This is a genomic window from Candidatus Spongiihabitans sp., from assembly GCF_965247905.1.
Lineage (GTDB): Bacteria > Pseudomonadota > Gammaproteobacteria > Arenicellales > Poriferihabitantaceae > Spongiihabitans.
Genome location: NZ_OZ252047.1, coordinates 2,836,143 through 2,858,070 on the forward strand (window position 1 = coordinate 2,836,143; position 21,928 = coordinate 2,858,070).

Sequence of the window (21,928 nt, forward strand, 5' to 3'; positions counted from 1 at the left end):
CATTTGTCATTGCCCGGCCCATATTATTATTGGCCGGGCAATCCAGTGGAATATGCGTCCGGCGTAGCCGGACTCCTTTGCTTTGATGCCGCGCCGTTCGATGCGAGAATGACGGCAAGGCGGTGGTGCTTGTTGCTTACCGCTAATGTATGAGCGCGTCCCGGCGGCTAACGCCGTCACTCTGGATTCCCGCCTGCCGGCGAGAATGACAGGTTGGGGAGACAACCTCGGTAGTGGTTTTTTAGTGTTGGACTTGTCTATTTTTTGTTATGTCTCGTTGTGGTCGTTGTGGTCGTTGTGCTGTGTAGTGTTGTGTCCCCTTAATTGTGTCATTGCGCGGCGGTCAGGGCTTATACCCGGATTTGGGAAATAATGTATTTGATGTATTTCTTTTCCTCTTTCGAAAAATCGCCGTCTGATTTGGCCAGTTCGTTGAGAAACGAACGAAAACCTTTCGCCTCCTCGGCATTCAGAAAAATATTCATGTTGGAAAATTTTCCATAAAATCCATTCAACATGTTCGGCTTGCTGTCGATATCCTGAATCACTTTGATTTTCACATCGGCAGAAATGTCGGCGTTATCTATAACGTAATCGACGATTACGCATTTTTCCTTGGTGGATAAAACGCCATCCTTCCACGCCAGGTTTTTTAATATCGCGCACTTGGCAACCGCCCGACCTTCGGCTTTTTGTTTTTCCGATTCGGTGTTGTTAATAATTGTCTCCAGTTCTTTCTCAACCGCTTTGCGTTTGGTCTGCTCTTCAGATAATTTTTTAGTTGCGTTGCGCTTGGTAATTATATAGGTCGTGCTACCGGCGATGACCGCCGAGGTGAGGTTTTTTGCCAGCGAAACCCCCGGAACTAAATCGAAAGCACTCATTTTTCTGCCCCTCGTTGGTTGGTAGTGTGGTTTGGGCGTAACATCATGGCGGCTATTCTACCGCTTGTTTGGGGTTTGGGTTTGATGTATGAATAAATCCTCATCCATAATATGAATACAATTCGTTTGTTTTCAAGCCCTCTATGCCTTAAATTCTCCCCACTCGCTGATGAACAGCATTAATTTTTTAACCCAATATATTTGGAGGCACGAAAAATGGCAAACGATCTGTGGATCAAAGTAGGTGGCGCATATGTTGGCGCCGTGGTAATTCTGGCGGTTATTGTAACCATTATTAGTTAATAGGAGGACACGATTATGAACAAGCATTTCCATACCGGCCACGACAACATCGTTGGCGGACTGTTTCGCCCGACCCTGCTCTCCAGAGGGTTGGCGGTACTGACACAATTAAGGGGACACAACACTTAATTATCAGCCTTGTTTGCTTTGCCCTAGTCTTTATTCTTTGTTAGTATTCTCCCAAGGGTTTTTTCTGCGGTTTTAGGAAACCCCATCACTACCCGTAGGTTCATAATTAAGTGTTGTGTCCCCTTAATTTCCAACTTATAATGAGTTGTTCGAATACAACGCGCAACGCCTAAAAGATGAGTTAAAAATAATCACGGATTATTGCATCGCAAAATTTAAATCCACTATTGGAATTTAACTTCACTCCAATCCAGCAAATGTTCCCTTTTTCCTTACAGGAGATATTGCAAATGAATAAAATCGATATTAAAGATACCCACACGCGAAAAAATCGTTGGATGAAAACGTTGTTTTTTGTGCTCCTTTGTGTGGGGCCACTGTCTGCTCAGTCGCATGACCCTCTGCCTACTCCGCAAGACTCGCCCCCCCCCCCCCCGCTCCATTAGTGTTTGAGGACATAACCGGTGTTTTTGGATATAAGTTGGGCGAGGAAATAGATCCTTATTATTTTGCAAAAGCCGAAACAATTAAAGGCAATAATGTAATCGCCTTCAAACCAAAAAATAAACCTGAGTATCAAAAATTGATTGAGTTTGGAAATAGAACATGGAATCACTATTTTTGGGCAGTAACTCCAAAGACAAGAAAAATAGCAGGAATTTATTACAATGCGTTTCACAGTAGCATTTATATTTGTAAAAAGCGTTTGGAGAGTAAAATTGTTCCGGCGTTGGAGAAAAAATATGGAGAATTCACCGAGTATGATGTTGATGGAAAGGGCAAGGGGTTTGAAATTTGGAAAGGCCATAGAAGTGTGTATGTGATGTGTGAAAAACGAGCAGATGAACGGAATGCGAGATTTATTCTGGGCTTTGAATATGACGATTTGTTAAAACTCCAGGCTCGCGAGATTGCTAATTTAGAGTGATGGAATCAGGACAGATAAAGAAAAGCGACAAAAAATTAAGGGGACACAACACTTAATTATCAGCCTTGTTTGCTTTGCCCTAGTCTTTATTCTTTGTTAGTATTCTCCCAAGGGTTTTTTCCGCGGTTTTAGGAAGCACCACCACTACCCGCAGGTTCGTAATTAAGTGTTGTGTCCCCCTTAATTTAATGAGACATTACTGATGAGTTGGCAAAATAAAGTTTTACGCGTTGACCTCGCCGCGGGCGCCACATCTGTCGAGCCATTAAATATGGATTGGGCAAATGATTATCTTGGCAACCGCGGGCTGGGGACCAAATATCTGTATGAAGAAATGGACCCTGGAGCGGACGCCCTGGGGCCGGATAACGTATTGATATTTGCCACCGGCCCGCTTGGTGGCACCATGGCGTCCACCAGCGGCCGTTTCTCGGTCGTCACCAAGGGGCCATTGACCAATGCCATCGCCTGTTCCAACTCCGGCGGGAAGTTTGGCGCCGAGTTAAAATTTGCCGGCTATGACATGTTGATTGTCAAGGGCCGGTCGGCAAAACCGGTTTATCTGAGTATTTTCGATGACAAGGTCGAGATATTGCCGGCGGATGAAATTTGGGGGCAATCGGTTTGGTATGCGGATGAATGGATCCGCAAGCAGCATCAGGACCCACAGATTAAAATTGCCGCCATCGGCGTCTCGGGCGAAAACAAGGTGCGATTTGCCTGTGTGGTTAACGACCTGCACCGCGCCGCAGGCCGCTCCGGGGTCGGCGCGGTCATGGGCAGCAAGAATTTGAAGGCGATTTGCGCGCGCGGAACGGTGGGGGTAACCGGCGACGACCCGGGTAAATTCATGCACGTCGTGCAGGAAGTGAACAAAGCGCTGCACGGCAGCAGCAACAGAAGAGGGCTGATGCGCTATGGCACGTTGGCGATGATGGACAGCATGCAGGAATTCGGCGGGCTGCCAACGCATAATTTTCAGGCAGTCGCTTTTGCCGGCGCGGAAAAAATAAATCATAACGCCGTGGCCGTGAAAAATCGCAACGGCCATACCAGTTTGATTCGCAATGCGGCTTGTTTTGGCTGCACCATCGCTTGCGGACGGATTGCAAAAATCGACCCCAAGCACTTTAGTGTCAAAGACCGGCCCGAATACTGGGTCGCTTCCGGCGGGTTGGAATACGAAACCGCGTTTGCTTTTGGTCCGGCGATAGGGGTGTCTGATCTCGATGCCCTGACCTTCGCCGGGTTCATGATGAACGAGCACGGCATGGATCCGATTTCCTTCGGCGTTACCTTGGCGGCGGCGATGGAATTATATGAACTCGGCATTATCACCAAGCAGCAAACCGATGGCGTCGACCTGAGTTTCGGCAGCGCGGAAGCCCTGGTGGTCATGTCCGAAAAAACCGGCAAACACGAAGGATTCGGCAAGCAACTCGGGTTGGGTTCCAAGCGGCTTTGCGAACAGTATGGTCGTCCCGAACTTGCCATGGTGGCCAAGGGCCAGGAGTTTGCCGGCTACGACGGTCGCGCGATGCAGGGCATGGGGCTGGGTTATGCCACCAGCAACCGCGGCGCCTGCCATTTACGGCACGATACCTTTACCGAAGACTACCAAGACCCCGGCACAAAAGGCAAAGCGCAAGCCTGCGCCACCTCTCAGGATTTTGTGGCCATGGTGGATTCATCCGGGCTGTGTTTATTCACCACCGGCACCTGGGGTTATGAGGATTTTGCCAGGATGATTGATGCGGATTTGCCGGGGCAATGGGATGTGGAACGGTTGCGTCAAACCGGTGAGCGTATTTGGAATCTGGAAAAATTGTTTAATCTAAAAGCGGGCTTGACCATTAAGGATGATACCTTGCCGCCGAGGATGCTGAAAGATCCTGCGCCCGCTGGATTCAATAAGGGCGGCGTCACCGAATTGGAGGTAATGATTCCGCAATACTACGCCGCGCGCGGCTGGTCCAAACAGGGCGTGCCCACAAAGGAAAAACTCGATGCCTTGAATATCCGGGCCTGATGCTATTTTTGCTTTATCATCAGGGTGCTTGCTTGTTTTTAAGCATATTCAAAAAAACATTAAGGAGATTGAAAAATTATGATTGAATTAATCGCGTTATCTGCCGCTATTTTATTTTTGGGGCTGTCCTAGATAACTAACCCATATCGTTTCTAACCCACTGTTTCAATTGATTTAATTGAGACTTCGGGTCACTGTTGTTAAAACGCCACTCACACTCTTTCAAAAACAGCGGAAAATGACCCCTCGGAACCCCGTTAAACTTGCGTAATTGCCGCTTCGCCTGGCTCCAAAAATTCTCAATGCCGTTGATGTGATTCTGCTCGTCGGCAAACATTTTGCTGTGATTAATACGCAGATGCTTAAACTCAGATACATCCAGCGCATTATAACCGCGAAATGAATCGGAATAAACCACGCTGTCCGGCTTCACCTTGCGCCGAATAATCGGCATCAGAGTTTTACTCCGAGCATCGGCTATGGGCACCGCATACACCCTGCCATCTCGTTTAAGCAAGCCAAATACCGGCACCTTGCCGCTCGCCCCGCGACCGCGCTTGCCTTTGCGTTTTCCGCCAAAATAACTTTCATCCACCTCAATCTCACCGGCGATCAACCCGCCATTGTCATCGTTGCGATAAATCAGACCACGAAGGCGGTGAAAATAATAACCGGCAGTCGTCTTGTTAATACCCACTAACGATGCTGCCGTTCTGGCTGTCGCACCCGCCACAAATAACTCAATTAATCGATTTTGTTTATACTGGCTTAAACGACTCTTTCTCATTCCGCTATCCTACGATAAATTTAGTTATCTAGGACAGCCCCTTATTTTTGTTGGTGTTTTGGTCTACGGCGCTATATCTTTCACCTAACAAACCATTAAAAGATACGGATTTTAACTAGTTAAGACCCATTATCATTTTCAATGTTTGTGTCCCCTTATCTTCAACCCTGCATATCCTGTTTATCCATGTCAATACGACTAAACCAGAAATTGTTAGCTGTCCGTATCGTTGCTTCTGGCTTACCTGAGTATGTTATTTAACTTTCCGGGTCCTGGTCGATAAACTGTTCGCTCATACCGACGGTATTGAAACCGCCGTCTACATAGGTAATCTCTCCGGTGATGCCGGAAGCCAAGTCGGAGCACAAAAACGCCGCGGCGTTGCCGACTTCGTCGATGGTGACGGCGCGCCCGAGAGGAGCGACTTTTTCAAAATAGACCAGCATTTTCCTGAAATTTTTAATGCCGGCGGCGGCCAAAGTGCGAATCGGGCCGGCCGATATGCCGTTGACGCGGATGCCGCCGCCGCCGACCGACTGCGCCAGATAACGAACATTGGCTTCCAGGCTGGCTTTGGCCAGCCCCATTACGTTATACCCCGGCATGGAACGAACCGAGCCGATGTAAGTCAGGGTCAGCATTGATCCGCCTCGACCCGCCATTAACGGCAAGGCCGCCCTGGCCATGGCGGCGAAACTATAGGAGCTGATTTCATGGGCGATGTTAAATCCTTGCCGAGTAACCACATCCAGATATAAGCCTTCCAACTCTTCTCTCGGCGCAAAGGCGATGGAGTGAACTAAAATGTCCAAGCCATCCCAGGATTTTCCAAGTTGCGCGAACAATCCATCGATCTCGGCATCGCTGGCGACATCGCAGGGCAGAACGATCTGCGACTCGAGTGCATTGGCAAGTTTCTCGACCCGCGGTTTCATTTTTTCATTCGGGTAGGTGAATGCGAGTTGCGCCCCTTCTCTGCGCATCGCCTGGGCCACGCCCCAGGCGATGGAACGATTGCTTGCCACGCCGGCGATTAACGCGCGCTTGCCTGATAGAAAACCCATTGACGACCTCTTTTGTTACACTGTTCGGATGGATAATTTTAACAGGTATCTCCCGTTCCATGTATGCGGCTAATGCAAAAACCGTGATTGCGATTAAATGCGATGACGCCAGTCGCCGGTTGGCTAATGAGTTGGCGGCATTTTTGAACGCGCCGATAATTGAACAAGAACACCCGCTCAATACTAAATTACGCGATACTAAATTCCTGCTGGAAATTAATCATGATGCGCTGAGTTTGCGTGTGCTATGCCAACCAAAATTAAAACCGTTTTGCCTGAATTTCAATATTGCGCGGCGCGGCAAGGGCAAAGACCCGTTGTTGCGCGCCATTGGCGCCGATGCCCGGTCGGTTATCGATGCCACCGCAGGGTGGTGCGCCGATGCGTTGCATATTGCCAGACACGGTGCGCAAGTGCTCGCCATAGAGCAAAATTGCATTGTTGCCGCGCTGGCAATCCAGGCCGCGAAACATATTGCCAAGCCAGGTTTGCGGCATCGATTTATGCTGATGTATGGGAATAGCATTGACGTGCTGGATAGCATTGCACAATCCCCGGATGTCATTTATCTTGATCCCATGTATCCAGAGAAAAATAAAAATTCCGCGCCCCGAAAACAGTTGATGCTTTTGAGAGATATTGTCGGCGCACCAGAAAACAGTCCGCAATTATTTGAGCGCGCAATGGCATGGGCGAAACACCGCGTAGTGGTCAAGCGGCCGCATTATGCGCCGCCCTTGGCCTCAGGCAGGGTAGGCGAAACCCGAAGTAAATTAGTGCGCTTCGATATTTATAAACCGCAGGTCAAGTCGGGCGCATTTAATTAAGGCGCGCTTAATGCCATGTTCACAGCAGTTGTCATCCCGTTTCATGGTTGTCCTTTGGCTGCTCTTTTAGAGTAAAATAATGCCTTATATTTGGAGGGCATGATGAAAACAAAGAATGAATACAGGGCAGTCGCGCATAATCTTCAGGAATAAATATGCATCCCAAAAATCTGGTTTGGATCGATCTCGAAATGACCGGGTTGTCGCCCGAGCATGATCGAATAATTGAAATCGCTTCTATTGTGACCGACTCGCAGTTGAATATTCTTGAAGAAGGCCCGGTCATGGCCATTCATCAGTCCCTGCAACGCTTAACCGAGATGGATAAGTGGAACACTAAAACGCATACCGAAAGTGGTTTGGTCAAGCGAGTTCGGGCATCCAGCATCAATGAAAAACAGGCCGAACAAAGCACCATTGATTTTATTTCAAAATATGTTGCGGGTAATCATTCGCCGCTGTGCGGAAATACAATTTGCCAGGATCGGCGTTTCCTTGCGAACTACATGCCGCGCCTTGAAGCCTACTTTCATTACCGTAATCTCGACGTGAGCTCAGTGAAAGAATTGGTATTGCGTTGGCGCCCTGATCTGTTGGATGGTTTTTCAAAGCAGAATACCCATAAAGCCCTGGACGATATTCGCGAGTCCATAGAAGAACTGAAATATTATCGAGAAACATTTATAAAGTGGCAGCCGTAAGGTTTCCAGCGGCGACGTCGAGCGACTCGATGAGCGACTTGATGAGGCCGGGGAAACGCCGGAAGATGAGATTGAAAACGATTTCGGACGGGTGCAGAGGGTGTCGCAAAGCCCTTCTCGTCGTTGCCGCGATGGTACGGCTAACGCCGCCGTTTTTCACTGGATTATCGGGTCAAGCCCGATAATGACGGTCGACGTGCTCCACGCGCCTTCCTTGCAAACTGGCTCCGGGCAATTTTTTTATTCGCTTCGTCCATGAGACTCACCCCAGCGGCGCAAGCCGCACCATTGACCGCTATATCCGATAATGACGATGTGGGATGATATGCGTGATTCGCAATAATATCTAAACGCCTGAGTCATAATGAAACTGAAAATAATCGTATTGGCGCTCGGCCTTTTCTGTCACAACGCATTGGCGGCGTCAGGGGTTGCTAGCGCGCATCCAATCGCAACAGCAGCCGGCATAAAAATGCTGGAGTTAGGGGGCAATGCTTTTGATGCCGCCATTGCAATAACCGCTACGCTGGCGGTGGTTGAGCCGGCCGGCTCGGGCCTGGGCGGCGGTGGATTCTGGTTGCTCTACGACGCCGAGCAGGACAAGTCGATCATGCTCGACGGCAGGGAGAAAGCCCCACTGGCGGCGACCCGCGACATGTACCTGAATGAACAGGGAAATGTAGTGCCGAATTTGTCCGTCTCCGGCGCGCTGGCGGCGGGTATTCCCGGCGAACCGGCTGCCTTGGTATGGCTGGAGAAACATTATGGCGCCCTGCCTTTGACGGTTTCCTTGCAACCGGCCATTGATGCCGCCACCAACGGATTTACGGTTGGGCCGCGCTATCGGAAAAGTATCGAATATCGTATTGATGCGATTAATGCTTCCCCCGCGGCCGCGGAAATATTTTTGATTGATGGAAAAGCGCCTGAAATCGGCGCTCGCATTGTGCAAAATGATCTTGCCAAAACGCTATGGAGCCTGGCAATGCGGGGGCACGATGGCTTTTACAACGGGGATATTGCGGAAAAATTGGTGCAAGGCGTTAAGCAGGCAGGGGGAATTTGGAGTTTGCAAGATCTGGCTGAATATCAGGTGGCGGTCAGGCGGCCTGTTGTGGTCGAGTACAACGGTATGACCCTGACCTCGGCGGCATTGCCTTCCTCCGGTGGTTTGGTGCTGGCCGAGAGCCTGAATATCCTGTCCAACTACGATATTGATTCCATGGACGAGGTGGATTTTACCCATGTCACCGTGGAGGCGATGCGACGTGCCTATAGAGATCGCGCCGAGTACATGGGAGATACCGATTTTGTCGAAGTGCCGACCGAGATGCTAAATGATCGGCAATACGCAAACGGCTTGAATCAATCGTTACATATGGACCGGGCGACCCCTAGCGGACAGCTCGCGCCGACCTGGGTCGATCGGCAGAACGGACAGGATACCACCCATTTTTCTGTGGTTGATGACCAGGGCAATCGGGTTGCGGCGACCTTGTCAATTAACTATCCATTCGGATCCGGGCTAGTGCCGACGGGAACGGGGGTACTATTAAACGACGAAATGGATGACTTTTCAGCCAAACCCGGACAACCCAATGTCCATGGATTGGTTGGCGCCCGCGCCAATGCCATTGAACCCGGTAAACGCATGTTGTCCAGTATGAGTCCGACGTTTTTAGAAACCGCCAATCGTATCGCCGTGCTGGGAACACCGGGCGGCAGCCGCATAATCTCGATGGTGTTGCTCGGCGCGTTGGCATTTCATCGCGGTGCCAGCGCGCAGGAGATGGTCGACCGCGCGCGCTTTCATCATCAATATCTTCCCGATGTCATTCAATACGAGCCCGGCGCCTTGTCGGAACAAACGATTGCCGCGCTTAAAGTCAGGGGCCATAAATTGAAACCGATTAACCGGAAGTGGGGAAATATGCAGGTGGTGATTGTGGATAAGGACAGCGGTGAGATTACCGCGGCTTCGGATAGCCGTGGAGAAGGGCAGGCCAGGGTGCTGCCGTAGAAAATTGTGTCAGCATTTGTGCTCCCAGCGTGTCTGTTTCATCTTCGATCTTATCTTGTTTGGGTTTCTCCGGGTTCAAATACAAATGAGACTGGACAAGTAATGAATAATGCCAGAAACATTCTGGATTCGTGGCATGACGAAAAAAGGAAACCGACATAATGATAGTGGCTAACGCCGCTGGTTTAATGACTGGATTGTCGCTTGCCTATTTTCCGTTATGTGGTGTTGTGGTGCGCCGCTCAATCGACCACGCATGTTTATGCGCCCCCTCATTCTCGGCTTCCACGCCTTGCCTAACGAAACATATGCGGCATTCAATGTTTGTCTGGATTATAAGGAGTTCGGCTACGCCGAACGGTTTAATAACTGGATTGCCCGGAACAAGCCGGGCAATGACGGGTTGGGGGAGACAATGGTGAATCGCAAGGTGAGACTCTCTTTGAGATGCCAATGGTAAATAATTGTCACGCTTTGCGTGACACTAAAACGTGCTCTGGCGTAGCCGGACTCATTTGCGGCGAAGCCGCCGGTTTTGTGCGCAACACAACGACCATAACGACCATATACTGGGATGCTTACAACGCTATAACGGCGAACGTTCGCTCTGGGGATTGGATTACTTGATGCCCTGCCAGTCCATCGTCAAACTTTTGCCCGATTTGTCCAGTATGTGGTGGCATCATACAAGTAATTGACTTTTAGTGTCCCGCTGGTATAGCATATTTATCAAGCAACTATTCCAGAGATTTAAAATGGCTTTTCCGACAACGGTAATTGTAGAGTTTGCATGGGATACCGAAGCAAATGTTTATGTCGCGACCAGTAATCACGTACCCGGCCTGGTTGCAGAAGCAGAGACTGTAGAAAAACTTGACCAGAAAATTCGTTATCTGATTCCATTGTTATTGGAAGAAAACAAACATTTGTTCGGCGATAAATTAGATATGTCTGTTCCTATAGAGTTATTGATTCAACAACGTTCAATTCTTTCATTAAACGTTGACTAGTGTCCAAATTTTACAAGGACGTATGTAAAATTTTAAAAGCGCACGGCTGTTACTACGTAAGATCGGCAAAAGGAGACCATCAATTATGGGCCTCTCCAATTTCCAACAGACGGTTTATAGTGGACCCGGGAACGAAATCCAGACATACGGCGAATGCGGTTTTAAAACAGGCCGGGATTGACGAAAAATTATAAATTTGGTTTCCTGAAATTAAAAACGGACGCTACCTTTTTCCAAGTCTTCCTGGTCCTGCTCCTGGTATTGCAGCGCCCACGCCACATGTTCGCGCACCAACTCGGATGGATGATGCTGACGGCGCTTTAATGCGTCAATAATATTTTCCGAGCGTGGTGCGTTGCCGAGCGCGACCGCGATATTTCTTAACCAACGCAGATAGCCAATTCGCCGGATCGCCGAGCCTTCCGTGTTTTTCAAAAAAGCGGCCTCGTCCCAGTTAAACAATTCAACCAGCGAGCGATTATTCAATCCATGGCGCGTTTGGAAATCTGGTTCTACGGCTAATTTCGCATAGCGATTCCACGGGCATGCTAACTGGCAGTCATCGCAGCCGTAAATGCGATTGCCGATGGCTTTGCGATGCGCCACCGGAATGGCGCCGTGCAACTCGATGGTCAAATAGGAAATGCATCGACGGGCATCCAGTTGATAAGGCGCGACGATGGCATCGGTCGGGCATGCCTCAATACAGGCTCGGCAACTGCCGCAATGGTTGGCGGCTGCCTCATCGACTGGCAGCGGAATGTCGGTGTACAACTCGCCGAGGAAAAACCATGAGCCTTGTTCTTTATTGATGATGTTGGTGTGCTTCCCCAACCAGCCGTGCCCGGATTTTTCTGCCAAGGCTTTTTCCATCACCGGCGCGCTGTCGCAAAATGCACGATAACCGAATTCACCAACCGCGCCTGAAATTTTATTGGCGAGTTTTTGCAACCGACCGCGAATAACTTTGTGATAGTCCCGACCCAGCGCATATCTGGAAATATAGGCTTTATCCGGTTGGTTTAAGACCTGTTGCGCGTCCTGCATGTCCTCATTCAAATAATCCATGCGCACGGTGATAATCCTAATCGTGTCGCGCACCAGTTCGGCCGGCCGGCTGCGCTTGACGCCGTGCAGCGACATGTATTTCATCTCGCCATGAAATTTTTTCGCCAGCCATTGCGCCAAACGTGCTTCGCACTCCGACAAGTCAATATCGGAAATGGCGGTATGGGCAAAACCTAAATCAGCGCCCCAACGCTTAATTTGTCCCGCCAATTGTTTAAGGTTATGATCTTTCATGCCCCATAAAATAACATGGAAATAACATGGAAATAACATGGAAATAACATGGAAATAATACGGCAATCATACGGCAGGCGCGTGAGTCCTGAGTAAATATTTTGTAGCACTTATTTTAAGGCGTGGGCTGCAAAACCCTCTTGCAATCTGAAATATTTCGATTGCGCATAATAGTGGTAAGATTTTGTGCATGTTCAAGCGTATTATCTTAATCACGGTATTTGGCGTGCTGACCGGCGTTGTTGCATCGCTTGCGTCGGTTTTATTCATCAAAGTTATCGAGATTGGCAATGAGTTGCTGTGGATAACGGCAGAGCACCGCCAACAGGCTTCCGCTCAACCCTGGTTTGTATGGGCGGCAATTTTAGTTCCGACGCTGGGCGGGCTGGCGGTGGGGTTGCTGTGCATGACCAATTCGGAAAAAAGGCCATTGACCTTGGCCGACACCATCCAATCCGCACAAACTCTCAAATCTATCGCGCCACTTAAGAGTGGATTGACCACTGCGCTTGCTAGCATGGTGGCGATAAGTTGCGGGGCATCGGTGGGTCAATACGGGCCCTTAGCCCACCTTGGCGCCACTCTGGGGGCCTGGATCAGCCGTATCACGCGCCGCGCCGCCACCATGAACATGACCGCAACCATGGGCATTGGCTGTGGCGCCGCCGCCGCGATTGCGACCGCGTTCAATGCGCCCATCGCAGGCCTGCTGTTCGCTCACGAAGTCATCCTGCGTCATTACTCATTAAGATCATTCGCGCCGATTACGGTCTCGGCAGCCACCGGCTATGTGTTCGCCAATTATGTTTTTCATCAGCCGCCACTGTTCGACATCGAAATTCTGCAGCCGATCGGCGCCGCGGAATTTTTAGTCTTCATCGTCATCGGTGTGGCCGGCGCCTACCTGGCGTCGCTATTCATGCGCGCGGTGCTGGTCGCAAAATCGTTGGCGGATAACATCAATGTGCCGCAGTATTTCAAGCCCGCGCTGGCTGGCGCGGCGCTGGGAATCGTGGCAATTTGGCTGCCTGAAGTCTTGGGAATTGGCGAATCGGTGTTGCGCGATGCCGTGTCGGGAGCGGTTTACTCCCCCGCCGAGATGGCCATTATATTGATTGCCAAACTGATATTAACCGCGCTTTGTCTGGGGTTTGGGTTTGCTGGCGGCATATTCAGTCCGGCGTTGATAATCGGAATTTTGTTTGGGGCATTGATTGGCGCATTGGTCGACATGGGCGCGCCGCACTTTTTCGGCGACAGTCATTCGGTGATCGCGGTGTATGCGATTTGCGGCATGGTGGCGGTGACCGGTCCGGTGATTGGCGCGCCGATGACCGCGATTCTGATCGTCTTCGAACTCACCCGAAACTATGATTTGACCATCGCTGCAATGGTCAGCGTGGGCTTCGCCAATCTGGTGGGATATCGGTTAATCGGGCGGTCAATTTTTGATGTGCAACTCAAACAGATGGGTTTTGACTTGAGCATGGGAAGGGATAAAGCGGTTATGGATAGCCGTGATATTTCGGATTATCTCACCGAAGATTTTGTTTCGGTTCGAGCCGATGTCTCGCTTTCGGAACTGCGCAGCCGGCTCATTGAAGACGGAAAAAGCGAAGGTTATGTGCTGGATGAAAATAACCGGTATATTGGCACTGTCAGCCTGATTCAGTTGATGGCGTTGCTTAACAATGAGGCGTCGTTGAATGAGCAATGCGCCAAGCACGCGCTGGTCGAGCAAGTCGTCTTGACTCCGGATACTTCAATCTGGTCAGCCATGGAAAAAGTACAGGATTTTGTCGGCGAGAGTATTCCGGTTATTGCCAACGACAGCAGCGGCATCATGCTCGGCGTGGTTTATGAAGCCACCATTGTCAAAGCCTATATGGACACGTTGCATCACATCAGGCGCGAGGAGCATGGGGCGGATTAAATTGCGGATATTCGGAGATATTACACCCGGCGATATTGAACCCGATGGGTTTTTTAATCTAAAATTTCTGTATGGCGTATTCAGTTGTAACTGGAGAATAAGGTTCAAGACACTTTAAGGTATAGTGAAATGGTCATACCTAATTGTTCTATAAATGAAAAACAAGCATGTCATTCGTTGCCGAATTTCGGAGAATAAATTCAGGGCGATTCCACGGCTGTTTTGCCTTGATATCGAGGCTTGCAAAGTCGCACAAATCACCGGCGTCTCTGGCCCGGCGACCAGCCGATTGTATACTCAAATCAGACAACACATCGCCGGGCAATGACGACCCTTATTTATCATTCTCGCCGGCAGGCGCAAAAAACCGCCCTCTCTGCCGTCATTCTCGCCGAAGGCGGGAATCCAGTTAAATATCTGTCACGCGTAGCGTGACTCTTTTTAGCATCCGGCTTTGCCAGACACAAACCGACGGCTTCGCCGCTCTGGATTGCCCGGCCAATAATAATATGGGCCGGGCAATGACAAATGATAGGCAATGGTGAATTGAGAGGACAAAGGCGAGTTGAGAGGCCAAAAGTAACCGAGAATAAAAAGTTTGGCTACGCATCCTCCCTGCCGTCATTCTCGCCGGCAGGCGGGAATCCAGACGCGGCGAAGCCGCGATAATAAGGAGTTCGGCTACGCCGAACGGTTTAATAACTGGATTGCCCGGCCAATAATAATAATATGGGCCGGGCAATGACGAATGATAGGTAATAGAGCACGTTTTAGTGTCACGCTTTGCGTGACACTTATTTACCATTGTCTTCTCAAAAGGACTCATTGCTTTCCGATTCACCATAGTCTTCCCAGCCCGTCATTCTCGCCGCAGGCGGGAATCCAGTTAAAATACGTCGTCCGGCGTAGCCGGACTCCTTTGAAAGAGTGTGAGTCTCGCTTCAATATGCGCCACGAAAATGGGTATCAATATCTGCTAAAATCTATCCGAAATCAACCGCTTAAAGTATCTTGAACCGAGAATAAATATGTGTGAATTACCGTTTATAAGTTTTGAAATCCTGTCTCTATAGTTCCCAACAAGCCAGGGAAATGGACCGGATTGCCATCGACCGGTATGGGTATTCCGGGCTATTGCTGATGAAAACCGCTGGCGAGCGGGCGTTTGCAAATATTATGGCGCGCTTTTCCGCGGCTGAGCCTATGGTTGTTTTGTGCGGCTCAGGCAACAACGGCGGCGATGGTTATGTGGTGGCGAAATGTGCACAAGTGATTGGGTTGGAGGTTATTGTGGTGCAGGCATCGGCGCCAAAAACCAAAGACACCATTCAGGTTTGCCAGGAATTTGTTGACCGCGGCGGCAGCATTATAACAAGCGATACAAACGATATCGAAGCGCTCCGAAGTGCCGGGCTGATCATCGATGGTCTTTTTGGCACCGGGTTGAACCGTGCGCCATCAGGATGCTATGCGGATTTGATTCGCGCGGCCAATCAAGCCAGTTGCCAGGTCGGTCGTCAGGCCGGTTGTCCTGTGGTGGCATTGGATATTCCTTCTGGTTTGGATAGTGATACCGGATTTGCGTTTGATCCCTGCATAGAAGCCTCGATGACCGTGACCTTCATCGGGCAAAAATTCGGTTTGTTTACCGGTCAAGGGAAGAATTGCAGCGGCCAAATCAAATTTGAGGATTTAAACCTGCCTGCAGATATTCAGGAAAGCATAAAGCCCATAGCGAAAATCATACCCAGCCCGGCACTGAAAAAAAGCCCATTGAAAAAAAGAAAGGCGGATAGTCATAAAGGCGACTACGGCAACATCATCATTGCCGGCGGCGATAACGGCATGTTAGGCGCGCCGCTGTTGGCCGGTCGCGCGGCGTTGCGCTGCGGCAGCGGGCGGGTAACGGTGTTAAGCACTGAGCGGCATTTGGACATGCCGGCGCTGCATTGCCCGGAGTTGATGAGCCAGTGTATTGAAGATAAAACCGGTTTTGCTCGATTATGCGAACAGTGCGATGTCGTCGTTATTGGCCCCGGAATGGGTCTGAGCGACTGGAGCAAGCGGATTTTTGATGGTCTGATTGAACTGCAAAAACCCATGGTGATTGATGCGGATGGCTTGGCCTTTTTAGCTGAGGCCTTTGGAAAACGCGACCATTGGGTGCTGACTCCTCACCCCGGCGAGGCGGCAAAATTACTCGGTTGTTCCACCGCGGAGGTGCAACAAAATCGCCTCGGCGCAGTCACGGCGATAAGCGAAAAATTCGGCGGTGTTTGTGTGCTCAAAGGCGCCGGCACTTTGGTTGCCGATGCATCTGATGCATCGGACATGGTCGGTGTATGCGATCGCGGTAATCCCGGCATGGCGACTGCGGGCGCGGGCGACGTTCTGGCGGGAATGATTGGCTCGCTCATGGGGCAGGATTTTGACCCCGGCAAAGCCGCGCAAGCGGGTGTTTGGTTGCATGCAACGTGTGCCGATAAAATAGCCGCGCGAATTGGCATGGCAAGTCTGTTGGCCGGGGATATCATCGATGCACTGCCTGAAACGCTATCGTCTGTTCAGGCTCAGGCTCATGCCTTGGCTTAAAATTTCGGATGAAGGCGCGATGCTGGCCTTGGGTCGCTCATGGGGCCGCGCCTTAGCCGATAATCTTTTACCCGGCAATCCCGGACAGGGCTGTGTATTGTTTTTGTCGGGGGAGATTGGTTCGGGCAAAACCACTCTGGTTCGAGGCATATTATCCGGGCTCGGGTTTGACGATATCGTATCCAGCCCGACTTACACTTTAGTCGAGCCTTATACCATTAACCGACGGCCGGTCTATCATTTCGATTTGTACCGGGTAAAATGCCCCGAAGAGTTAGAGATGATCGGCATTCGCGACATGATTACCCCTGAGACGATTAGTTTGATTGAATGGCCCGAGCGCGCGGCTGGCATGTTGCCGGAACCGGACTATGAAATTGTCATCCGCTACGCCGCCGCCGGTCGCGAAGTGGAGATTACCGACCGCAAAACCGCGCAGCGGCTGTCGCCCCATGTTCATAGTGCGGACTAAAATTCATCGCGGGTTGCTGATCGCAATTCTGTTGCTGGGCGATGGCGGGTTGCTGCATGCGGCGGCGGTGAACGATATCCGCATGTGGCATGCGCCGGAGCGGTCACGGTTTGTTTTTGACCTGGACCGGGGGGTGGCCTTTAATGTTTTCACATTGAAAAATCCTGGCCGGGTGGTGATTGATTTGCCGAATACGAAACTAAAAAGCACCGTTCCAGCACCGGGGGCCAGCGGACAATTCATCAAACAACTGCGTGTCGGCTACCCGAAACCGGATATCATGCGGCTGGTTTTTGATCTCGATAAACCGGTGCGTTACTTTATCCAGTTACTCACACCGGTTGATAATTTCAAATACCGGTTGGTTGTGGATTACTATCATCAGGACGCCGTGGTGGAAGCGGATCAGCCTTCCAGGCCGGCGGTGCGGTCAACAACTACCAAGTCGGTTGCAACGCCGCGAAAACCGAAAGCCAAGTTGCTGGTCTTAATCGATCCAGGGCATGGCGGCGAAGACTTCGGTGCGCGCGGACGAACAGCCAGGGAAAAAAACATCGTGTTGCAGATTTCCAAAAAACTGAAAACGCAAATTGACAAGCAGCCGCGGCTGAGAGCCGAACTCACCCGCAAAGGAGATTATTACATTGGATTGCGCAAGCGCACGCGAATTGCACGCAACCTTGACGCCGATTTTTTTATTTCCATTCACGCCGACGCGTTCAAGAATAAAAATGTGCGCGGCGCCTCCGTATATGCCTTGTCGCAGCGCGGCGCCTCCAGCGAAACCGCAAGATGGCTGGCGAACAAGGAGAACTCGTCTGATTTGGCCGGCGGCGTGAGTTTGGCGGACAAGGACGATTTGCTGGCGCAGGTGTTGTTGGATCTTTCGATGACCAAGACCGTGAGCGCAAGCATCAGTTTTGGCAAGGAGGTGTTGAGCGAGTTGAAAAATGTCGGCCGGGTGCATAGTCGGCGCGTTGAGCAAGCCGGTTTTGTGGTATTAAAATCTCCCGATATTCCTTCGATTTTGATAGAGACCGCCTACATCACCAACCCCACGGAAGAAAAATTGTTGCAAAATTCGGAACATCAGTATCGAATAGTCAATGCCGTAGTATCGGGAATAAAACGCTACGTTGCCAAAAACGAAAATTTATTTCAGTGATTTTGCGACATCATTATTTTATGGCTTGATTATTTTAGGTTCAAGATACTTTAAGGTATAGTGAAATGATCACAACTAATTGTTCTATAAAGGAGTCCGGCTACGCCGGACGGCATATTTCACTGGATTGCCCGGAACAAGCCGGGCAATGACGACTCTTATTCGTCATTCTCGCCGAAGGCGGGAATCCAGTTAAATATCTGTCACGCGTAGCGTGACTCTTTTTGGCATCCGGCTTTGCCAGACACAAACCGGCGGCTTCGCCGCAAAGGAGTTCGGCTACGCCGAACGGTTTAATAACTGGATTGCCCGGCCAATAATAATAATATGGGCCGGGCAATGACGACCCTTATTTGTCATTCTCGCCGCAGGCGGGAATCCAGTTAAAATATGGCGTCCGGCGTAGCCGGACTCCTTTGAAAGAGTGTGAGTTTCGCTTCAATATGCGCCACGAAAATGGGTGTCAATATCTGCTAAAATCTATCCGAAATCGACCGCTTAAAGTATCTTGAACCTTATTTTATGAAGCATACCCAGACTCAACGTCGAGAAATTCGCCCGCTTGACGACAAATTAATCAATCAAATTGCCGCCGGTGAGGTGGTTGAACGGCCGGCATCGCTATTAAAGGAACTGCTTGAAAACAGTATAGACGGCGGTTCCAGCCGAATTGAAATTCAAGCGGAACGCGGCGGACTGAAACGAATTTTGGTTAAGGATAATGGCTTTGGAATACCCAAAGACCAGCTCGCTTTAGCGCTGTCAAGACATGCAACCAGCAAGCTGACCGCGATCGAAGATCTGTTTAGCGTCGGCACGTTGGGATTTCGCGGTGAAGCGCTGCCCAGCATCGCCGCGGTTTCCAGATTGACATTACAGTCAAAAGTGGCTGGGCAGGACAGCGGCTATGAAATATCCATACATGGCGGCAAGCCGGCATCGTCGCCAAAGCCGACGCCGCATCATCAGGGCACCACAGTCGAAGTTGAGGATTTGTTTTACAACACGCCGGCGCGCAGAAAATTTTTGCGCACCGAGAAAACCGAATTGAATCATTGCGACCGTGTCATTCGCAAAATTGCGCTGAGCCACTTTGATGTGGAGATTAGTTTCACGCACGATGGCAAGCGGTCTTTTCATGTCCTGCCGGCGGTCAACGAAATTCAGCGCGAGAAAAGAATTGCCAGCATTTGCGGGAAACCCTTTGCCAGTCAATGTATCCACTTTGAAGATGATGTTGAGGTGATGTCATTGAGTGGCTGGATGGGGTTGCCGGTATTTTCAAGAAGCCAACGCGACCTGCAATATTTTTTCGTGAACGGCCGGGCGGTCAGCGATAATTTGGTGGCGCATGCGGTACGGCGCGCGTATAGCGACGTGCTCTACCACGGTCGCCACCCGGCGTTCGTGTTATTTTTCACGATAGACCCGAGCCTGGTGGATGTTAATGTTCATCCGGCGAAAAGCGAGGTTCGGTTCCGGGAAAGCCGCGCGGTGCATGACTATATTTATCGAACCCTGCATCGGACAATCGCGCAACTGACGCCGGAATCCAGCGAAGTTCGTTTGCCAACCCCCAAAAATATTCCGCCGCCAACATCGGGCACGAGCCGCCCGGGCGGATATGGTTCAGCTGCCACGCAGCAGAATATAAAAATGCTGGTGCGCGAGCAGTTGCAGACCTACCAAGCCATGACGCCTGCGACCCATGGATCTCATGAGCAACCGCTTCAGAGCCATTTTGATGGCGGCGGCATCAACCCAAAGACACCGCTCAAGTTCGGCTCAACTCAACGCTCCGATGCTCGCCACGATGATCAAGATGATCAGGACATTCCTCCTCTTGGCTATGCCGTGGCGCAATTGAAGGGGGTGTATATCCTGGCCGAAAATCGGGAAGGATTGATTATGGTCGATATGCATGCCGCGCACGAGCGGATTACTTATGAAATGCTGAAACGGCAAATGGACGAGAACCAGATCAACAGCCAGCCGTTGTTGGTGCCCTTGCAGATCAATGTCAGCAACATCGAAGCGGATGCCGCGGAGTCGTTTTCCGCGCAATTCAAGGACCTTGGATTCGAAATTGACAGGATCGGAGAACAGAAGATAGTGGTGCGCTCGGTGCCGGAGTTATTGATCAGGGCCGACATCGAGCGGTTGATCAGGGATGCGCTTGCGGATTTGATCGAGCATGGCAGCAGCGATCGAATCGCCGACGCTCAACTTGAGATTTTATCCAGCGTGGCTTGCCACGGCTGCATTCGCGCCAATCGGAAACTCGAAATCGAGGAAATGAACGCACTGCTCAGGCAAATGGAAACGGTGGAGCGCTCGGGGCAATGCAACCACGGCCGACCGACCTGGATGAGCGTCTCGCTGAGCGAAATTGACAAGTGGTTTATGCGTGGACGTTGAGCTGCCGGCCGTCATTTTCTTGATGGGCGCCACCGCATCGGGGAAAACAGACGCGGCGGCGAGAATTTGCGATCAATTCAATTGCGAACTGATCAGCGTGGATGCGGCTCAGGTGTATCGCGGCATGAACATCGGCACCGCCAAGCCGGACAAGGATTTCCTCGCCGCCTACCCCCACCATCTTATTGATGTGCGCAACATTACTGAGCGTTATTCAGCCGCCGAGTTTTGCCGGGATGCCGGCGCTTTGATCAATGACATTCACCAACGAGGCAACACGCCGATCCTGGTCGGCGGCACTATGTTTTATTTTTCCGCGCTTGAACATGGGTTGTCGGATCTCCCTGGCGCGGATGCGGAGACCAGAATGTTGATCGAAAATGAAATTCGAGAAACAGGGCTCGCGGCGCTGCATCAGCAACTGGCGGCCATAGACCCGGCTTCGGCCCGGCGCATTGCACCGTCCGATTCGCAGCGCATCCAACGGGCCATGGAGTTGTATCGCTTGACCCACGTTCCGCCGTCACGGCTGACGGCGAACGCCAGTCGCGATGGTCTTGCGCATCGCATAATCAAAATCACGTTGTTCGTCGCCGATCGGAAATTTTTGCACCGAAAAATCGAACAACGCTATTTGCGCATGCTGAAGCACGGCCTGATCGATGAAGTAACAGCGCTGACCCATGATGTGGAAGACCCGGCAAGCCTGACCGCGATGCGCACCGTGGGCTATCGCCAGGCGCTGGATTACCTGTCGGGCAAGGTGAATCATCAACAAATGGCGGATAATGGAATTGCGGCAACCCGACAATTGGCAAAGCGTCAATTAACCTGGTTGCGCAATCAGTCGAACCTGGTGTGGTTTGATATGTGTCATCCCAAAACCGCCGATGCCATGCTGGTCTATTTGAATGGCGTGCTGCAATAACGAGTTCGTTTTCATTTGATAAAACCCGACCGCGGGCTTATACTCATGCTGAAATCCCAAATTTACTCTGACAATAATAAAGGTAATGATAATGGCACCACTAAGAGGAACGGCCTTGCAAGATCCATTTTTGAATGTCTTACGAAAAGAGCGAATCCCGGTATCCGTGTTTTTAGTGAACGGCATCAAACTGCAAGGGCAAATCGAATCATTTGATCAGTTTGTGATTGTATTGCGCAATACGGTCAACCAAATGATTTATAAGCACGCAATTTCAACTATTGTCCCAAGCCGAGCCGTGCGCATCGCCCAGGTGGACGAAGCAGATGACTACAATTCTGAATTTGAAGAAAATCCCGGAAACGATTAACCGGAAACGATTAAATGGTCGCGCATAATGCTGGATGGTCATTTACGCGGCGCTGGTTAAGGATTT

24 protein-coding genes are annotated in these 21,928 nt (G+C 50.6%); 17 read left to right on the top strand and 7 right to left on the bottom strand.

Annotated elements, in window-relative coordinates:
• Positions 1-9 precede the first annotated feature (9 nt).
• Positions 10-153, top strand: a complete 144-nt coding sequence (locus ACP158_RS14485; RefSeq protein WP_424946811.1) for a hypothetical protein — start codon at positions 10-12, stop codon at positions 151-153.
• 197 nt (positions 154-350) lie between these two features.
• Here ACP158_RS14485 and ACP158_RS14490 read toward each other — a convergent pair whose 3' ends face one another.
• Complete coding sequence (locus ACP158_RS14490) at positions 351-884, bottom strand: TerB family tellurite resistance protein (RefSeq protein WP_424946812.1); 534 nt, start codon at positions 882-884, stop codon at positions 351-353.
• Positions 885-1,761: 877 nt separating this feature from the next.
• Here ACP158_RS14490 and ACP158_RS14495 point away from each other — a divergent pair.
• Positions 1,762-2,244 (top strand): hypothetical protein, encoded by a 483-nt coding sequence (locus ACP158_RS14495; protein WP_424946813.1) that lies wholly within the window; start codon positions 1,762-1,764, stop codon positions 2,242-2,244.
• A 202-nt stretch (positions 2,245-2,446) separates the two neighbouring features.
• A complete protein-coding gene (locus ACP158_RS14500) occupies positions 2,447-4,273 on the top strand; it encodes an aldehyde ferredoxin oxidoreductase family protein (protein ID WP_424946814.1) in 1,827 nt (608 codons plus the stop codon).
• A 136-nt stretch (positions 4,274-4,409) separates the two neighbouring features.
• Here ACP158_RS14500 and ACP158_RS14505 read toward each other — a convergent pair whose 3' ends face one another.
• Together ACP158_RS14505 and ACP158_RS14510 are read right to left on the bottom strand one after the other, a co-directional pair.
• Positions 4,410-5,060: an IS1595 family transposase gene (locus tag ACP158_RS14505; protein ID WP_424946815.1), complete on the bottom strand. Its 651-nt coding sequence runs from the start codon at positions 5,058-5,060 to the stop codon at positions 4,410-4,412.
• A gap of 257 nt (positions 5,061-5,317) precedes the next feature.
• Entirely contained in the window at positions 5,318-6,124 is an 807-nt protein-coding gene (locus ACP158_RS14510) for an enoyl-ACP reductase FabI (RefSeq protein WP_424946816.1), read from the bottom strand.
• Between ACP158_RS14510 and ACP158_RS14515 the strand changes: the two genes are divergently transcribed.
• The 3 genes from ACP158_RS14515 (at position 6,124) to ggt (ending at position 9,672) form a co-directional block, all read left to right on the top strand.
• Positions 6,124-6,951, top strand: a complete 828-nt coding sequence (locus ACP158_RS14515) for a class I SAM-dependent methyltransferase (protein ID WP_424946817.1) — start codon at positions 6,124-6,126, stop codon at positions 6,949-6,951. The genes ACP158_RS14510 and ACP158_RS14515 overlap by 1 nt on opposite strands.
• A gap of 155 nt (positions 6,952-7,106) precedes the next feature.
• On the top strand, positions 7,107-7,652 hold the full coding sequence (orn, locus tag ACP158_RS14520) for an oligoribonuclease (RefSeq protein WP_424946818.1): 546 nt from the start codon (positions 7,107-7,109) through the stop codon (positions 7,650-7,652).
• 364 nt (positions 7,653-8,016) lie between these two features.
• Positions 8,017-9,672, top strand: coding sequence for a gamma-glutamyltransferase (gene ggt / locus ACP158_RS14525; protein WP_424946819.1), 1,656 nt, complete (start codon positions 8,017-8,019; stop codon positions 9,670-9,672).
• Between the two features lie 348 nt (positions 9,673-10,020).
• Here the strand turns inward: ggt and ACP158_RS14530 are convergent, their stop codons facing one another.
• Positions 10,021-10,143, bottom strand: a complete 123-nt coding sequence (locus ACP158_RS14530; RefSeq protein ID WP_424946820.1) for a hypothetical protein — start codon at positions 10,141-10,143, stop codon at positions 10,021-10,023.
• Between ACP158_RS14530 and ACP158_RS14535 the strand changes: the two genes are divergently transcribed.
• From ACP158_RS14535 to ACP158_RS14545, 3 genes are all read left to right on the top strand, one after another.
• A complete protein-coding gene (locus ACP158_RS14535) occupies positions 10,126-10,299 on the top strand; it encodes a hypothetical protein (RefSeq protein ID WP_424946821.1) in 174 nt (57 codons plus the stop codon). The two genes, ACP158_RS14530 and ACP158_RS14535, sit on opposite strands and share 18 nt — an antisense overlap.
• A 128-nt stretch (positions 10,300-10,427) precedes the next feature.
• Positions 10,428-10,682: a DUF1902 domain-containing protein gene (locus tag ACP158_RS14540; RefSeq protein WP_424946822.1), complete on the top strand. Its 255-nt coding sequence runs from the start codon at positions 10,428-10,430 to the stop codon at positions 10,680-10,682.
• Complete coding sequence (locus ACP158_RS14545; RefSeq protein WP_424946823.1) at positions 10,682-10,876, top strand: type II toxin-antitoxin system HicA family toxin; 195 nt, start codon at positions 10,682-10,684, stop codon at positions 10,874-10,876. Before ACP158_RS14540 ends, ACP158_RS14545 begins: the two co-directional genes overlap by 1 nt.
• A 16-nt stretch (positions 10,877-10,892) precedes the next feature.
• Here the strand turns inward: ACP158_RS14545 and queG are convergent, their stop codons facing one another.
• A complete protein-coding gene (gene queG, locus ACP158_RS14550; RefSeq protein ID WP_424946824.1) occupies positions 10,893-11,984 on the bottom strand; it encodes a tRNA epoxyqueuosine(34) reductase QueG in 1,092 nt (363 codons plus the stop codon).
• 190 nt (positions 11,985-12,174) lie between these two features.
• On the opposite strand from queG, the gene ACP158_RS14555 reads away from it, so the two are divergent.
• On the top strand, positions 12,175-13,917 hold the full coding sequence (locus ACP158_RS14555) for a chloride channel protein (protein WP_424946825.1): 1,743 nt from the start codon (positions 12,175-12,177) through the stop codon (positions 13,915-13,917).
• Positions 13,918-14,071: 154 nt separating this feature from the next.
• Complete coding sequence (locus ACP158_RS14560) at positions 14,072-14,245, top strand: hypothetical protein (RefSeq protein WP_424946826.1); 174 nt, start codon at positions 14,072-14,074, stop codon at positions 14,243-14,245.
• Between the two features lie 13 nt (positions 14,246-14,258).
• On the opposite strand, the gene ACP158_RS14565 is transcribed toward ACP158_RS14560, so the two are convergent.
• A complete protein-coding gene (locus ACP158_RS14565) occupies positions 14,259-14,456 on the bottom strand; it encodes a hypothetical protein (RefSeq protein ID WP_424946827.1) in 198 nt (65 codons plus the stop codon).
• Between the two features lie 514 nt (positions 14,457-14,970).
• Here ACP158_RS14565 and ACP158_RS14570 point away from each other — a divergent pair.
• From ACP158_RS14570 to ACP158_RS14580, 3 genes are read left to right on the top strand one after another with little or no spacing between them, the layout of a single operon-like run.
• Positions 14,971-16,509, top strand: a complete 1,539-nt coding sequence (locus ACP158_RS14570) for an NAD(P)H-hydrate dehydratase (protein ID WP_424946828.1) — start codon at positions 14,971-14,973, stop codon at positions 16,507-16,509.
• Complete coding sequence (tsaE, locus tag ACP158_RS14575; protein ID WP_424946829.1) at positions 16,496-16,981, top strand: tRNA (adenosine(37)-N6)-threonylcarbamoyltransferase complex ATPase subunit type 1 TsaE; 486 nt, start codon at positions 16,496-16,498, stop codon at positions 16,979-16,981. Before ACP158_RS14570 ends, tsaE begins: the two co-directional genes overlap by 14 nt.
• On the top strand, positions 16,971-18,146 hold the full coding sequence (locus ACP158_RS14580; protein WP_424946830.1) for an N-acetylmuramoyl-L-alanine amidase: 1,176 nt from the start codon (positions 16,971-16,973) through the stop codon (positions 18,144-18,146). Before tsaE ends, ACP158_RS14580 begins: the two co-directional genes overlap by 11 nt.
• Positions 18,147-18,246: 100 nt before the next feature.
• Here ACP158_RS14580 and ACP158_RS14585 read toward each other — a convergent pair whose 3' ends face one another.
• Positions 18,247-18,486, bottom strand: coding sequence for a hypothetical protein (locus tag ACP158_RS14585; RefSeq protein ID WP_424946831.1), 240 nt, complete (start codon positions 18,484-18,486; stop codon positions 18,247-18,249).
• A gap of 182 nt (positions 18,487-18,668) precedes the next feature.
• On the opposite strand from ACP158_RS14585, the gene mutL reads away from it, so the two are divergent.
• The 3 genes from mutL to hfq all read left to right on the top strand — a co-directional run bounded on the left by mutL (position 18,669) and on the right by hfq (position 21,862).
• The gene (gene mutL, locus ACP158_RS14590) at positions 18,669-20,564 is read left to right on the top strand and encodes a DNA mismatch repair endonuclease MutL (RefSeq protein ID WP_424946832.1); all 1,896 of its coding nucleotides are present in this window, start codon (positions 18,669-18,671) and stop codon (positions 20,562-20,564) included.
• Positions 20,565-20,586: 22 nt separating this feature from the next.
• A complete protein-coding gene (gene miaA, locus ACP158_RS14595; RefSeq protein WP_424948480.1) occupies positions 20,587-21,492 on the top strand; it encodes a tRNA (adenosine(37)-N6)-dimethylallyltransferase MiaA in 906 nt (301 codons plus the stop codon).
• Between the two features lie 91 nt (positions 21,493-21,583).
• Positions 21,584-21,862 (top strand): RNA chaperone Hfq, encoded by a 279-nt coding sequence (hfq, locus tag ACP158_RS14600; RefSeq protein ID WP_424946833.1) that lies wholly within the window; start codon positions 21,584-21,586, stop codon positions 21,860-21,862.
• Positions 21,863-21,928 lie beyond the last annotated feature (66 nt).

Bases quoted from the DNA above. Each gene is read 5' to 3' on its own strand.
- queG (WP_424946824.1), bottom strand. From the start codon at position 11,984: ATGAAAGATCATAACCTTAAACAATTGGCGGGACAAATTAAGCGTTGG.
- ACP158_RS14490 (WP_424946812.1), bottom strand. From the start codon at position 884: ATGAGTGCTTTCGATTTAGTTCCGGGGGTTTCGCTGGCAAAAAACCTC.
- ACP158_RS14560 (WP_424946826.1), top strand. From the start codon at position 14,072: ATGAAAAACAAGCATGTCATTCGTTGCCGAATTTCGGAGAATAAATTC.
- ACP158_RS14510 (WP_424946816.1), bottom strand. From the start codon at position 6,124: ATGGGTTTTCTATCAGGCAAGCGCGCGTTAATCGCCGGCGTGGCAAGC.
- tsaE (WP_424946829.1), top strand. From the start codon at position 16,496: ATGCCTTGGCTTAAAATTTCGGATGAAGGCGCGATGCTGGCCTTGGGT.
- mutL (WP_424946832.1), top strand. From the start codon at position 18,669: ATGAAGCATACCCAGACTCAACGTCGAGAAATTCGCCCGCTTGACGAC.
- ACP158_RS14500 (WP_424946814.1), top strand. From the start codon at position 2,447: ATGAGTTGGCAAAATAAAGTTTTACGCGTTGACCTCGCCGCGGGCGCC.
- orn (WP_424946818.1), top strand. From the start codon at position 7,107: ATGCATCCCAAAAATCTGGTTTGGATCGATCTCGAAATGACCGGGTTG.
- ACP158_RS14540 (WP_424946822.1), top strand. From the start codon at position 10,428: ATGGCTTTTCCGACAACGGTAATTGTAGAGTTTGCATGGGATACCGAA.
- ACP158_RS14535 (WP_424946821.1), top strand. From the start codon at position 10,126: ATGGTAAATAATTGTCACGCTTTGCGTGACACTAAAACGTGCTCTGGC.
- ggt (WP_424946819.1), top strand. From the start codon at position 8,017: ATGAAACTGAAAATAATCGTATTGGCGCTCGGCCTTTTCTGTCACAAC.
- ACP158_RS14555 (WP_424946825.1), top strand. From the start codon at position 12,175: ATGTTCAAGCGTATTATCTTAATCACGGTATTTGGCGTGCTGACCGGC.
- ACP158_RS14505 (WP_424946815.1), bottom strand. From the start codon at position 5,060: ATGAGAAAGAGTCGTTTAAGCCAGTATAAACAAAATCGATTAATTGAG.
- miaA (WP_424948480.1), top strand. From the start codon at position 20,587: ATGGGCGCCACCGCATCGGGGAAAACAGACGCGGCGGCGAGAATTTGC.
- hfq (WP_424946833.1), top strand. From the start codon at position 21,584: ATGGCACCACTAAGAGGAACGGCCTTGCAAGATCCATTTTTGAATGTC.